The sequence below is a fragment of the Collinsella sp. AM40-7AC genome (assembly GCF_003468125.1).
Lineage (GTDB): Bacteria > Actinomycetota > Coriobacteriia > Coriobacteriales > Coriobacteriaceae > Collinsella > Collinsella aerofaciens_O.
Genome location: NZ_QSGK01000014.1, coordinates 27,899 through 41,926, shown reverse-complemented (window position 1 = coordinate 41,926; position 14,028 = coordinate 27,899). Strand labels below are relative to the sequence as shown.

Below are 14,028 nucleotides of genomic sequence, written 5' to 3'. Positions count from 1 at the left end.
CGCTGAGTCCTGAGGCTGTTGCAATGAAAATGAGAATCAAGGGTTTAAACAAATAATGCTACCTTTTGCAGTTTTTCAAACAATTCTGCTGTATTTGCAGCTATACTCCATAACTGTCGTGTAGGAATTACGTAGACAAAAAGGAGGTTATGTGATGGTAAGTATTGTTCTTGCTAGCCATGGTGACTTGGCGGCTGGAATCAAGCAGACGGGCTCGATGGTCTTTGGCGATCAGCCGTCTGTAGCCGTGGTCTCGCTCGAGCCGAGCATGGGCCCCGACGACTTCCGAGCCAAGGTCGAGGAAGCAGTCGCTTCCTTCGAGGACCAGGAGCAGGTGCTCTTCCTCGTTGATCTGTGGGGCGGCACGCCCTTCAACCAGATCAGCGGTCTCATCGAGGGCCATGATTCCTGGGCTATCGTCACCGGTGTCAACCTGCCTATGCTCATCGAGGCATATTCGCAGCGCTTTGACGCAAAGAACACTGCACATGCGATCGCAAAACATCTCGTGACTGAGGCTAAGGCCGGCGTGCGCGTCAAGCCCGAGTCTCTGGAGCCCGAGGAGAAGAAGCCGGCTGCGGCCGCCGCTGCTCCTGCGGGTGCCATTCCTCCGGGAACGGTGATCGGCGACGGGCACATCAAGATCGCCCACGTCCGTATCGACACGCGCCTGCTGCATGGTCAGGTGGCCACCACGTGGACCAAGCAGATCAACCCCAACCGCATCATCGTGGTCTCCGACGGCGTTGCTCACGACGAGCTCCGCAAGACCATGATCGAGCAGGCTGCCCCTCCGGGAGTCCATGCCAACGTCGTGCCCATCAAGAAGATGGCCGAGGTCGTCAAGGACACGCGCTTTGGCGACACCAAGGCGATGCTGCTGTTCGAGAACCCGCAGGATCTGCTCAGGGCCATCGAGGCCGGCGTCGACATCAAGGAAGCCAACATCGGTTCCATGGCCCACTCCAAGGGCAAGGTCGTCGTCACTAACGCTGTCGCTATGGGCGATGACGACGTCAAGACCATCGAGGCTCTCAAGGCCAAGGGCGTCAAGTTCGAGGTCCGCAAGGTTCCTTCGGATTCCTCCGAGGATCTCGACGCCATGTTGAAGAAAGCAAAGGCCGAACTGGCCGCTCAAGCATAGTAAAGGAGGGTCCGATACATGTCTGCAATCACTATTCTGCTTGTTGCGATTGTCGCGTTGCTTGCCGGTATGGAAGGCATTCTGGATGAGTTCCAGTTCCATCAGCCGCTCGTGGCATGCACGCTTATCGGTCTCGTAACCGGTCACCTTCAGGAGGGCATCCTCCTGGGCGGTTCGCTCCAGATGATGGCCCTTGGCTGGGCTAACGTCGGCGCCGCCGTCGCGCCTGACGCCGCTCTGGCCTCGGTCGCTTCTTCGATCATCATGGTGCTCGCCCTCAACGGTGGCGTCACCGATTCGGCCAAGGCCGTTACCGCCGCCATCGCCGTCGCCGTCCCGCTGTCGGTCGCTGGTCTGTTCCTGACCATGATCTGCCGTACCCTGGCTACCGCTATGGTTCACGGCATGGACGCCTGCGCCGAGAAGGGCGACTTCGCCGGCATCGAGCGTTGGCAGTACGCCGGCATCCTCATGCAGGGTGTTCGTATCGCCATCCCGGCAGTACTTCTGTGCATCATCCCGGCCGAGGCCGTTACCAACGCGCTTAACGCTATGCCCGATTGGCTGTCCGGCGGCATGGCTGTCGGCGGCGGCATGGTCGCTTCCGTCGGTTACGCCATGGTCATCAACATGATGGCCACCAAGGAGACCTGGCCGTTCTTCATCCTCGGCTTTGTCCTTGCTGCCATCCCTCAGCTCACGCTGATCGCCCTTGGCCTCATCGGCATCTCCCTTGCCCTCATCTACCTTGGCCTTAAGGATCTGGCCAAGCAGGGTGGCGGCATGGGCGGTGGCTCCGGTGACCCGCTCGGCGACATTCTGAACGATTACGAGTAGGAGGGGAGTGATACATATGGCAGAGAACAAGATTCAGCTCACCAAGGCTGACCGTAAGAAGGTTTGCTTCCGTCATCAGTTCCTTCAGGGCTCGTGGAACTACGAGCGTATGCAGAACGGCGGCTGGTGCTTCGCAATGATCCCTGCGATCAAGAAGCTCTACACCAGCAAGGATGACCAGATTGCCGCTCTTAAGCGCCACCTGGAGTTCTATAACACCCACCCCTATGTTTCCGCCCCCGTCATTGGCGTTACCCTCGCCCTCGAGGAGGAGCGCGCCAACGGTGCTCCGATTGACGACGTCGCCATTCAGGGCGTCAAGGTCGGTATGATGGGCCCGCTCGCCGGCGTCGGCGACCCCGCCTTCTGGTTCACCCTTCGCCCGATTCTGGGTGCACTGGGCGCTTCCCTGGCCCTGTCCGGCAGCATCGCCGGTCCGCTGCTGTTCTTCTTCGCGTGGAACATCATCCGTTACGCTTTCCTGTGGTACACGCAGGAGTTTGGCTACAAGGTCGGCTCCTCCATCGCCAAGGACCTCTCCGGCGGTCTGATGGGCAAGGTCACCGAGGGTGCTTCCATCCTGGGTATGTTCATCATCGGCGCCCTGGTCGAGCGCTGGGTGTCCATCTCCTTCACCCCGGTCGTCTCCAAGGTCACGCAGTCCGCTGGCGCCTATATCGACTGGGCCAACCTGCCCGCCGGTTCTGAGGGCATCAAGCAGGCATTGACGATGTACAGCTCTGTCGGTGCCAACGCGCTCGACCCGGTGAAGGTCACCACGCTTCAGGCCAACCTCGATCAGCTCATCCCCGGCCTTGCCGCCGTGTGCCTGACCCTTCTGGTCTGCAAGCTCCTCAAGAAGAAGGTCAGCCCGATCGTCATCATCCTGGCTCTCTTCGCCGTCGGCATCATCGGTCGCGTCTGCGGCTTCATGTAAGCACGCTTCGGCTTAAGACCGAGAGTTGCTGGGCAAGGGCTTTTGAGCCATTGAAACGGACCGCACCCGGTGGGTACACTGGATGCGGTCCGATTGTTTTTATTGGAGGGCGAGGCGCGTATGGCGCAATCTCAGAACAGCACGGTCGATTTGGCAACGCCGGCAACCTGCCTGATGGGGCTTACCAGTCACGGTAACGTGATGGTGGGCAATAAGGCGTTTGAGTACTATAACGAGCGTAATCCCGAGGATTATATCCAAATCCCGTGGGACGAGGTCGACTATATTGCCGCCGAGGTTTTGCGCGGCACCAAGAAGATTACGCGTTTCGCCATCTTTACCAAAGAGAATGGCCACTTTACGTTTTCGACGCGCAATGACAAGGAAACGCTTCGCGCGGTGCGTAAGTACATTGACGAGGACAAGCTCGTTCGTTCGCCCGACTTTATCGATGTGACGGCCAAGGGCGCCAAGAGCATCCCCTCCGTCATCAAGAACCTTTTCCACAAAGGCAATTAGTCGTTGGGTAGTTATTAGGGACGTTCTTAAACGACTTGTCATTAAAGAACGTCGCAGATGACTATCTCGAAGAGCGGCTGTGCGCTGCATGTTGGTGGCGCAAATCTGCTACACTAATACGACATGCCTCCGTAGCTCAGGGGATAGAGCACCGCTCTCCTAAAGCGGGTGTCGACGGTTCGAATCCGCCCGGGGGCACCAGAGGAATATCGAGTCCGGTACCGCTACGGTGCCGGGCTCTTCTGGTCTAAAGGTCGGATTCGGACCGTCGACACCCGCGTCACTTATTTCCCCGCGGGGGGAGTTTTCGAATCCGCCCGGGGGCACCAGAGGAATATCGAGCCCGGTACCGCCACGGTGCCGGGCTTTTCTGGTTCAATGCCATATCAAAAATGAAGCGCCCGCTTGCTGGGGGAGCAAGCGGGCGCCTGTGAGCGAATATGTTTGCGGCGAGAGCCGTAATGAGCGGTTGGGTGGCGACTAGTTGGTCGTACCGGAATCGCCGCCCGTACCCGAACCCGAACCCGAGCCAGAAAGTGCAACCGTCAGCGTAATCGTGCTGTCGGTGGACTGCTTGCCGGTGGGGGAGACGCCCGTAACGGTGGCATCCTCGTTACCGCTCACGGGATTGCCGTTCTGGTCACAGAAGCCAATGTTATAGAAACCGGCGTTGTTGAGCGCGGTAACGGCGGCGGAAATGCTCTTGCCGTATAGGTTGCCCGGGACGGAGGCCTTGCCGGACTTCTTGGCAATGACGACGGTAATCGTGGCGCCGGGCTTCTGCTTGCCGCTGGGGTTCCAGCTGATCACGGTGCCCTCGGTAACCGAGTCGTTCTCCTGGTAGCTCACGTCGACGCCAAAGCCTGCCATATCGAGGGCGTTGCGCGCCTGGGCCTCGGTCATGTCGGTTAGGTCGGGGACGGACGTGGTATCCGGGCCACTCGAGACCTTGTACGAGATGGTCGTGCCCTTCTCGACTTCCTTACCGGCTTCGGTGCCCTGTTCAAAGACCTGGCCCTCATCGGCCTCGTTGGCCTCCTCGGAGGCGTTGCCCTTCAGACCAACGCTTGCCAGCGCGGCTTCTGCCTGGTCCTTGGTCAGGCCGACAAGCCGGGGAACCTCAACCTTCTCGGAGGGCTTGGGGCCCTTGGAGATTACCAGGTTCACCTTGGTGCCCTTGGCCTTCTTGGTGTGGCCGTTGGGCGTCTGCTCGGCGACTTTGCCCTCGTCGACATCGTCGTTGTAGCTTTGGTCGATGGTGCCGACCTCGAGGCCGGCTTCCTTGATCAGCTCGACGGCAGTCTGCTGGTCCTTGCCCAGCACGTCGGGCACGGGGACCTGCTCGCCGCCAAAGAGCCCAGTAGCAAAGGCCACAACGATGCCGATGACGGCAACAGCTGCCACCACAGCGGCGATGATCTTGTTCTTGTTGGATTTGGGCTTTTCGACCTCGTAGGAGCCGGTGGAGCCCGAAACCGAGCTACGGGCGGTATTCTGGCCGCTCACGCCCGAGACGGGACGCACCATGGCGCGCGTCTGATCGGAAAGCTCGCGAGTCTTGGTGGCGCCCAGCTCACTGGGGGCACCGATGATACGCGTGGGCTCCGAGATGTTGACGGCACGGCCCGACAGGTAGCTGTTGAGCACCTGACGCAGCTCGTCAGCGGTCTGGAAGCGGTTTGCCGGGTCCTTCTCCATGCACTTGAGGATGATGCGCTCAAGGTCGGCGTCGACACCGGAGTTGATCTGGCTCGGCGGAATAGGCAGTTCGTTGACCTGCTTGAGTGCGACCGAGATGGCGTCATCACCGTCAAAGGGCACGCGGCCGGTGGCGCACTCGTACATCACGACGCCCAGCGAGTAGATATCCGAGGTGGGGCCAAGGTCCTGACCGCGGGTCTGCTCGGGGCTGACGTAGTGGGCGGTTCCCAGCACGTTGTTGTCTTGCGTGAGGTGGCTGTTCTTGGCGCGTGCGATGCCAAAGTCCATTACCTTGATGTTGCCGTCGGGCAGCACCATGATGTTCTGCGGCTTAATGTCGCGGTGGATGATCTCGTGCTTGTGGGCGACCGAAAGCGCAGAGCTGATCTGCGAGCCGATCTGGGCGACCTTCTTGGGGTCGAGGGCGCCGTGGCTCTTGATGCCGCTCTTAAGGTCAGTGCCGCGCAGGTACTCCATGACGATGTAATAGGTGTCGCCGTCCTTGCCCCAATCGTAGACGCCCACGATATAGGGGGAGGAGAGACCGGCTGCTGCCTGTGCCTCCTGCTTAAAGCGTGCGGCGAAGGTTGCGTCGCCAGCATACTGTGGCAGCATGATCTTGACGGCTACCGTGCGGTCGAGGACCTGGTCCTGTGCACGGTAGACGGTCGCCATGCCGCCTGTTCCCACCTTATCCTTGAGGAGGTATCTTCCCCCGAGGACCCTCTGTTCCATTCCTGCTCCTAACATAACTATTCGCTCAACGATGTGTGTAGTACCTACGATGTGGCCGCTGGGACCGTGTGGCGCGTTGCCGCTAACTCTTCGGCCGCGGCGCGCCTCGGGTGTCCGATTCGATCATGGGCATCACGCTCCCTGTGCGGCAAGCGCCGCGGTCAGGACGATGCCGGCGATCTTGGCGGCCTTGACGTCATGCTTGTCGTAATCCTCTAAGGCCACCGAGATAGCGACCGTGGGTGAATCGTAAGGTGCAAAGCCAACGAACATCGAGTTGACGTTGGTGCCGCCGGTCTCGGCCGAGCCAGTCTTGCCGGCGACCTTGACGCCGGGGATTTGGGCATCGGTGCCGGTGCCGGACTGGACGACGGCAAGCATGGCCTGCTTGACCTGGTCGGCCGTGGTGGAGCTGACGGCCTGACCCAGCGAGCGGGACTGCGTGGTCTTGACCACGGTTCCGTCCGGGGCGAGTACCTGGGCTACAAAGTACGGGTCCATGACCACGCCGCTGTTAGCGATGGCGGCGGCAATCACGGCGTTTTGCATGACGGTGGTCTGCGGGCCGGGCGTGTGGTCCATGCCGACAGGCTGGCCGGCGCCGGCCCAGGCGGTCTCCCACTCGGTCATGAGCGACGGGTCGGCCATGATGGAGGCCGCGGAGGTCAGGTCCTGGCCGAGTTTTTGGCCGTAGCCAAAGGCGTTGGCAAACTGCACGAGCGTGTTTGCGCCAACTTCGTTTGCCACCTGGCCAAAGACGACGTTGGAGGACACGGCAAAGGCCTGCTGCAGGCTGATGGTGCCGTAGCTCTCGTTGGCATAGTTGGTGACCGGTGCGTTGCCGATGTCCATGGAGCCGGGCGCCTGGTAGGTGCTGGTAAGGCTGGCAGTACCGGTCTCGAGTGCCGCGGAAAGCGTAACGACCTTAAACGTTGAGCCCGGCGTGTACAGCGCGTCCATGGCGCGATTGTACATGGAGCCGTCCTCGCCGCCGCCCGTCTGCAGCAGGGCATCGATGTTGGTGTTGTCGTAGGTGGGCGAGCTGGCACATGCGAGCACCGCGCCGGTACGCGGGTCGATGACCACTACAGCGCCCTTAAAGCCCTTGAGTGCCTGCTCGGCCGCCGTCTGGATACGCGAGTCGATGGTGAGCTTGGCGGTGTTGCCCGGCTGGGTCTGACCTGCGAGCGATGCGATGGCGTTGTTCCAGCTGGAGTAATCCTTGGAACCGGTGAGCGTGTCGTTCATGACGCTCTCGATGGCGGTGGTGCCATACTGCTGGCTCACGTAGCCAACCACGTGCGCTGCCAGGTTACCGTTGGGGTAGGAGCGTACGTAGGTGCCGTCCTCCTGCTGCAGCGACTCGGCCAGCGTCACGCCGTCGGACGTGATGATGGAACCGCGCTGGATGTACTTGGAGCGGGCGATGGTGTGGTTGTTGGTCGGCATGTCCTGATAGTCCTTGGCCTTGATGACCTGGACATAGGTGAGGTTGCCGATAAGGATGGCGAACAGCGCCGTAAAGGCGAGCACCGCGCGGGTTAGACGGTTGGCGAGCGCAACGCGGCCGAGCACACCGGATTCAGGCGTGTCGAGCAGGCGACGGCGCATGCGCGAGCCGACGGAATGGCTGCCGCTGCCGTAGGAAGACGAGGTGGAAAAGCGCGTGCCCGTCGGGGCGGCGGCAGATGCGACCTGATCATCGGTGATGGCGGCCATGGTGCCGGTGCCGGTAAGCTCGGCCTCGCGTCCGGTCGCCTCGTCACCGGCGCGCAGCAGGAGCGCGACGATGATAAAGCTCGCCAGCAGCGAGGAGCCGCCCTGGCTCATAAAGGGCAGGGTGACGCCGGTCAGCGGGATCAGGCGGGTTACGCCGCCAACGATCAAGAAGGCCTGGAAGCTGATGGCGGCCGTAAGGCCCGTGGCACTAAAGGCGGCAAGGTCGGATTTAGCGCGGGCAGCCGTGGTGAGGCCACGCACGGCAAAGAGCATAAACAGGATGAGCACGGCGCCGCCGCCCAAAAGGCCCATCTCCTCGCCGATAGCCGAGAAGATAAAGTCGGACTCGACGACGGGGATGTTGTTGGCCATGCCGTTGCCGATGCCAACACCGACCAGGCCGCCATCGGCAAGCGAGAAGAGCGACTGGACGATCTGGTAGCCCTGGCCCTGGGCGTCCTTAAACGGATCGACCCAAACCTGGAAACGCACCTGAACGTGAGACAGGAACTTGTAGGCGCCCACAGCTCCAACGGCTAAGAGCGCAAGGCCGATGATGACGTACGAAAAGCGCCCCGTGGCAACGTAGAGCATCAGCAAGAAGATGGTGTAGAACAGCACGGCCGAACCCAGGTCGCGTTCGAAGACGACGACGAGCAGGCACACACCCCACACGGCAAACAGCGGCAGTAGCAGTCGCAGGCGAGGGATCTTAAAGCCCAGGATCTTGCGGTTGGAGATGGAGAGCAGCTCGCGGTTCTCGGCCAGGTACCCGGCCAGGAACAGCACGATAAAGACCTTGGCGAACTCGCCAGGCTGGATGGTAAAGCCCGCGATGCGGATCCACAGCTTGGAGCCCGAGATCGTGGTGCCGATAAAGATGGGCAGCATCAGCAGGATGATGCCGATGATGCCAAAGGTGTACTTGTAGCGCATGACCACGTCGAGGTTTTTGACCAGTGCGAGCGTTCCCACCATCAGGGCCACCGAGACAAACAGGATGATGAGCTGTGAGATCGCGAGAGCGGGGGCGAGGCGTGTCACGAACGTGATACCGATGCCCGAAAGTATAAATACGATGGGTAGGATGGCGGGGTCGGCGCCGGGCGCCAAGATGCGCACGGCGATATGTGCCGCGGCGAAGGCGGCAAAGAGGCCGATCGGCACGGCGAGCGTCTCAAAGGAGATGGCGGCGCCCGCGGTGAGCACGTACATCGCATACAGCAGGATGACGGGGAACGCCGAGGCGATGAGCAAGAGCAGCTCGGTGTTGCGGCGACTCATAAGCGGCACTCCCTTTCTAGTTCTTTTCGGAGGCTTCGGCCTCGGCGGACTGTTCGGCGGTTTTCTCGGAATCTGATTCGGAGGTCGATCCCTGATTGGTGTTGTCGCGAATCGTTTGCGCGTCAATCACCTGGCGGGTCTGCTCCTCGTCGATCTGGTGGCGGTACTTGGATATCGTGTCCTGCGCATCGTCGACACTTGTTTGCGGAATGCCCGCCTTGAGGCGGTTTTGCGTGTCTTCGGGCAGGTCGGACAGCTTAATACTGGTTTCGCTTTCGAGCCAGTGGAGCTTGAGTCCGAGTGGCTTGCCGGGCAGGCCGCGCCAGACGGCGACATTGCCCTGGTAGGTACCCAGGTAGTACGAGCCGGTGACACCCGTGTAGGCCCAGATGGAAGCCGCCAGCACCAAGACGAGACCTAAGACGACGCCGATGGTGACGTTGCGGCGACGCACGCGTTGCGCCTCGCGCATAACGCCATCGTCAACCAGGTCAACGACTACTACGGTCACGTTGTCGTGGCCGCCGGCGGCAAGCGCCGCGTCCACTAGGTTGTCGACGCAGATTTGCGCGGTTGAGGACTGCGTGGCGATGTTCTCGATATCGCTATCGGGAATCATGCTCGAAAGGCCGTCGGAGCACAGGATCAGACGGTCGCCTTCCTCGATATGCAGAGTGAAGTGGTCGGCATACATAGCGGGGTCCGAGCCCAGCGCGCGGGTGATGACCGAACGGTTGGGGTGGACGCGAGCCTCATCTGCCGTGATCTCGCCGGCGTCCACGAGCTCCTCCACGTAGGAGTGGTCGCGGGTCACGCGGATGAGCGTGCCCTCGTGGAGCAGGTAGGCGCGAGAGTCACCCACGTGGGCGATGGCGAGCGTGTCGTTTTCGATATAGGCGCAAGTGGCTGTGCAACCCATGCCAGGCTTGCCCAGGCCATTCAGGGCAGCCTCGATTACGGCGGCGTTGGCGGCCTCGACGGCTGCCGCCAGGCGTGCGGCGTCGGCAGACTGAGGAGCTGTCTTGGCGATGGTCTCGACAGCGATAGAAGAGGCCACCTCGCCGGCAGCGTGACCGCCCATGCCGTCGCATACGCAAAAGAGCGGCGACTGCACCAGGTAGGAATCCTCATTGTGCGGGCGCACGCAGCCAACGTCGGAGCGGGCGCCCCACATGAGTTGCGTGGTGGTGCCGGCATCATAGGTCGAGTCGGTCTCGATGCGCTCCTCGGTTAGGGGTTCAAAGCTCATGGTCGAGCCGGGGTCTTTGAGCTTGGCCTCAACGGCGGCAACGTCGATTTCGGCTGTGTCACCGGGAGAGATGGTGTCGGTCTCGGCGTTTGATTCGGAATCGCCGGTGTCCGGGGAGTCGGGCTCCTCGGACACGCGGGCGGTCGACTCGTCGTCTTGCTGGCTGACGTCTATAGGCTTGGGCGCCGGCGTAGACGCGGGCGCAACCTCGGATGCCGGGGCTATGGGAAACGCCGGCGCGGCGGGCTCGGGTGCCGCAAACACCGCAGCACTCTCGTTGATTGCCGCGGCGACGGGCTCTGCAAAGTGAGCCGGCGCCGGGGTTGCTTCGGGCGCTGTGGGCTGTTCCGCAGCATGTGCGCCGATGGGCGCCGCTACGGCATCCTCTTCGTCTTCGTTATCGGCGAGATCCGAAATATCATGCGTTACATGCGAAAGAGGCAGGGAGAACACGGTGTCCTCGGGCTCCACGGGCGCGGAGCCCGCCGGAGCGGCGTGGGCCGGCGCAGCTGTGGCGGCGGCCGGTGCCTCGGTCATAGTTGCGGACTTGTTCTCCTCGTCGATCATCGACGGTTCACCTTCATGACCACGTCGCCAATCTGGACTTCGTCGCCCTCACGCAGCGTCGCGGGCTCCACGAGCTGGCGGCCGTTGACGAGCGTGCCGTTAAGCGAGTTGAGGTCCTCGATGATGAGCGCCGGGCCCTGCAGCGAAAAGCGCGCATGCGAGGCCGAGACGAACGGTTCGTTGATGCAGATGTCCGAAGATGGCGAGCGACCGACGATGACGGGGCCGAGCATGTCTACGTGGATGCCGCGGATACCGCGCGGACCCTTGTCCACATCAATCGTCCAGATAGCCGAGTCGCGGCGCTGCCCGCGCACGAGTCCCACGCCGGTCTTCATGACGGCGAACAGGAAGATATAGAGCAGGGCGACCAGGACGATGCGGCCTGCAAAAAGGACGATATCGATGTTCATAAGCGACTATCCCCTAAATTCAAAGGTGCTCAGGCCAAACGTCAGCAAATCGCCGTTGCGCAGCGGGCAGCGTGTAATGCGGCGGTTGTTGACGAGCGTGCCGTTGGTGGAATTGAGGTCCTCGATCGACCAATCCGAGCCCGTAAAGGTGAGCTGGGCGTGGCGGCGCGACACGTTGGGGTCGCGCAGGGCAATGTCAGAAACTGAGCGCTCGCGACCGATGGTCACCTGTGCGGAGGTGATGCTATGGCTCTCGCCGCTCACGACGTCGACGAGCTGGGCGAGCGGGCGCTGCGGGGCGCGAGTGCTCGCCATGTTGGAGGCGATGCCGGCTGCGGCGCCTAGGCCCACGGCGGCACCGGTCGCGGCGGCTCCGCCCATGCCGGCAAGCGCGTCGCGCGAGACGGTCTGCGGCACCGGGATAGGAGCGGCGGGGTCGGGGACGCTAGGCGCGAAGGGATCTGCCACGGCAAGCGGGTCGGGAGCGGCGGCGCGAGGCGTCGGCTGCTGCTGGGGCATGGCGGCGGGGCGCTGCTGCTGCGGGGCAGCAAACTGCTGCTGGCCGGCGCGCGGGGCGCTGGCGGCACGGCTTGCCGCGGAGTTGTTCTGGCCCAGGCCGTTTTGATAGGCGCGCTCTTCCTCGTACAGGCGACCGAGCGTGGGGGCATCGACGTTCTCGGCAAAGACCGAGAACTTGCCGGCGCGCAGCTGCGGATCGATCATAAAGCGCACGAGGGGCTCGCCGACAAAGACATAGCGGCGCTTTTCGGCCTGCGCCTTCACAAACTCGCGGACCTCGCGCGAAAGCTCGGGGTAGAACGGGGCGAGCATGGGATCGTCGTCGGCGGCGATAAGGATGGTATAGAGTGCCGGCGCCGTGTTGACGCCATTAATCACCAGAGTCTGATCCTCCATGTCGCGAGCGGCCTGCTTGGCAAGCTTCTTAAAGGAGAACGGGGCACGGGTGGCACCGAAGATGCCGGCCACGTGGTCCTCGAAGATGTTCAGGAAGTTCACGAAAGATCACTCTCCGTATAGGTTCTTTGGTATCCGAGCAAATATAGGCATATCCCAACGATTATAGAGGATAGGGTTCCCGCAACCGCCGCCTTGGCGACGACCGCGGCTGCAAGGCCGGCAATTTCCATATGGTGTGCAAGACAGGACGCCGCTGCGCAGCCGATGCCGGTGACAGCGATGGCAGCGATTGCGGCAAGGTTTGAGCCCTGATCGGCGCGCTTGGCATGGGCATTGAGCAGCGCGGATGACGCTGCGGCAGTTGCCGCGACCAGCACAAAGGCAGCCCAAAGGAGCGGGTCTCCCAGCGCTGCGGCAACGTTACCGAGCCCCAGCACGCCTCCGGCTGAAAGCGCGACCGTGGCCAGACGGGCAAAAAGCGCGCCCATGCCCGTTGCCGCGGCGGCGCTTGCCGGGCCGAGCCAAAATGACGCGACGCCGGCGGCGACCCCAGCTGCCAGGAAGGTATTGCCGGTCAGACAGCCAAGCGCGAGTGCACAGGTGAGCGCGGCGCTCGCGGCAGCCTCGGTGCGACCCCAGGCGATCCACCAACCGGACATGGCGGCGGCAAAGATCACCGCGACGGGCAGCATCGACAGGATGCCCTGTGCCTGCATGGTGGCGTTGGCCATGAGCACCAAAAAGCCTACAGCCGAGATGGCCGAGCCAATCTGGGGGGCCAGGCCAGCCGCCGCTCCGATCGCGATGGCTGCAATGACCAGGCCGGGAAGCGCCGCGACTCCGGCCGTTTGCATCAGCAAAAAGCTAAAGATGCCGCACGTTAGCGCCGAGATAGTGCGCATGGTGTAGTCGCGCGCATGGCTCCAGCGCGTGCCCGCCCAGCCGAGTGCGGGGTCGACTTCGATGGTGTCGTCCTCGTAGGCCGATGGCTTGATACCGTCTGCCGCGCGCTCGTCATCCGAAAGCTCGCCAACCATTTGCTCCAAGCTGCGACGACCCTCGCGCACGCTGCCCAAGCCGGCGAGCAGCTGGTCGCAAAATGCCTCGATGCTGTTGGGGCGGTCTTGCGGCATGGGGGAGAGGGCGCTCATGAGCGTAGCCTCGGCTCCCGGGGGAAAATGCGGGATGAGCTCGCTGGGGTAGGTGGCGCCGCCGATGATGCGGCCGAGCGAGTCGCCGGGCGTGGCGGCCATAAAGGGAGCGCTGCCGCACAGGCCCTCGTAGATCACACAGGCAAGGGCAAAGACATCGGCGCGCTCGTCAACCGTGCCGGTCTCGATGTCGAGCTGCTCGGGTGGCATGTAGCCGATGGTGCCGCCGCGCGAGCCGCCAAAGCCGCCAGCAGACGACAGCCGCGCCATGCCAAAGTCGGTGAGCTTTACATTGCCCGAGTGGTCGATGAGCACGTTGGCGGGCTTGATGTCCAGGTGGAGCACGCCATTACTATGGGCAAAGGTGAGCGCCTGGCCCAGGGCATCAGCAATGGCCGCGGCCTCGTCAAAGGTGAGCGAATGGCCGTCCACGCGATGCAAAAACTCGGCCAGCGACATGCCGTCGACATATTCCATAACCAGGTAGGCATAGGCGGTATCGTGCGTAAAGTCGATGACCTGCACGATATTGGGATGTTGAAGCATGGCGGCAGTGTGCGCCTCGCGCAGGACATCCATGATGTCGCTAGCGGGCATGCCGGCACCGTTGATAAGGGGGATGCGTTTAATGGCGACGCGGCGGCGCAGGTGCGTGTCGCGGCAGATCTCGATGGAGCCAAAACCGCCGGTCGCAAGTGTCTCGAGCGGCTGGTACCGCTTGAGCAGCTCGCGAGAGCTGGTGCCCTCCAAAGGAACGTCCGGCGAGAACCGGGCGGTATGTTGCGAGAAAAGCGGCATGGCCAACCCTCGTGCGTTTAAAGTTCGTTTGCGAGCGGCGGGCGCGGAGCCGAGCC

General features: G+C 62.4%; 10 protein-coding genes and 1 tRNA gene. 5 read left to right on the top strand and 6 right to left on the bottom strand.

Features of this window, described 5'->3' with window-relative positions:
• The first annotated feature begins 154 nt into the window (after window positions 1-154).
• From DW892_RS09675 to DW892_RS09655, 5 genes are all read left to right on the top strand, one after another.
• Complete coding sequence (locus DW892_RS09675; RefSeq protein WP_117637934.1) at window positions 155-1,144, top strand: PTS sugar transporter subunit IIB; 990 nt, start codon at window positions 155-157, stop codon at window positions 1,142-1,144.
• 18 nt (window positions 1,145-1,162) lie between these two features.
• Complete coding sequence (locus DW892_RS09670) at window positions 1,163-1,981, top strand: PTS mannose/fructose/sorbose transporter subunit IIC (protein ID WP_117767224.1); 819 nt, start codon at window positions 1,163-1,165, stop codon at window positions 1,979-1,981.
• A 16-nt stretch (window positions 1,982-1,997) separates the two neighbouring features.
• Entirely contained in the window at window positions 1,998-2,918 is a 921-nt protein-coding gene (locus tag DW892_RS09665; RefSeq protein ID WP_117564942.1) for a PTS system mannose/fructose/sorbose family transporter subunit IID, read from the top strand.
• A gap of 120 nt (window positions 2,919-3,038) precedes the next feature.
• The gene (locus tag DW892_RS09660) at window positions 3,039-3,437 is read left to right on the top strand and encodes a DUF956 family protein (RefSeq protein WP_117564941.1); all 399 of its coding nucleotides are present in this window, start codon (window positions 3,039-3,041) and stop codon (window positions 3,435-3,437) included.
• 125 nt (window positions 3,438-3,562) lie between these two features.
• A tRNA-Arg gene (locus DW892_RS09655) sits at window positions 3,563-3,638 on the top strand.
• Between the two features lie 279 nt (window positions 3,639-3,917).
• Here the strand turns inward: DW892_RS09655 and pknB are convergent.
• From pknB to DW892_RS09625, 6 genes are all read right to left on the bottom strand, one after another.
• Complete coding sequence (gene pknB, locus DW892_RS09650) at window positions 3,918-5,873, bottom strand: Stk1 family PASTA domain-containing Ser/Thr kinase (protein ID WP_117767222.1); 1,956 nt, start codon at window positions 5,871-5,873, stop codon at window positions 3,918-3,920.
• Between the two features lie 132 nt (window positions 5,874-6,005).
• The gene (locus DW892_RS09645; RefSeq protein ID WP_117767220.1) at window positions 6,006-8,876 is read right to left on the bottom strand and encodes an FtsW/RodA/SpoVE family cell cycle protein; all 2,871 of its coding nucleotides are present in this window, start codon (window positions 8,874-8,876) and stop codon (window positions 6,006-6,008) included.
• A 16-nt stretch (window positions 8,877-8,892) separates the two neighbouring features.
• The gene (locus DW892_RS09640) at window positions 8,893-10,692 is read right to left on the bottom strand and encodes a Stp1/IreP family PP2C-type Ser/Thr phosphatase (RefSeq protein WP_117759858.1); all 1,800 of its coding nucleotides are present in this window, start codon (window positions 10,690-10,692) and stop codon (window positions 8,893-8,895) included.
• Window positions 10,689-11,105: an FHA domain-containing protein gene (locus DW892_RS09635; RefSeq protein WP_006235180.1), complete on the bottom strand. Its 417-nt coding sequence runs from the start codon at window positions 11,103-11,105 to the stop codon at window positions 10,689-10,691. Before DW892_RS09635 ends, DW892_RS09640 begins: the two co-directional genes overlap by 4 nt.
• Before the next feature lie 6 nt (window positions 11,106-11,111).
• Window positions 11,112-12,122, bottom strand: a complete 1,011-nt coding sequence (locus DW892_RS09630) for an FhaA domain-containing protein (RefSeq protein ID WP_070097545.1) — start codon at window positions 12,120-12,122, stop codon at window positions 11,112-11,114.
• Window positions 12,119-13,972, bottom strand: a complete 1,854-nt coding sequence (locus tag DW892_RS09625) for a serine/threonine-protein kinase (RefSeq protein ID WP_117767218.1) — start codon at window positions 13,970-13,972, stop codon at window positions 12,119-12,121. Before DW892_RS09625 ends, DW892_RS09630 begins: the two co-directional genes overlap by 4 nt.
• Window positions 13,973-14,028: the final 56 nt, after the last annotated feature.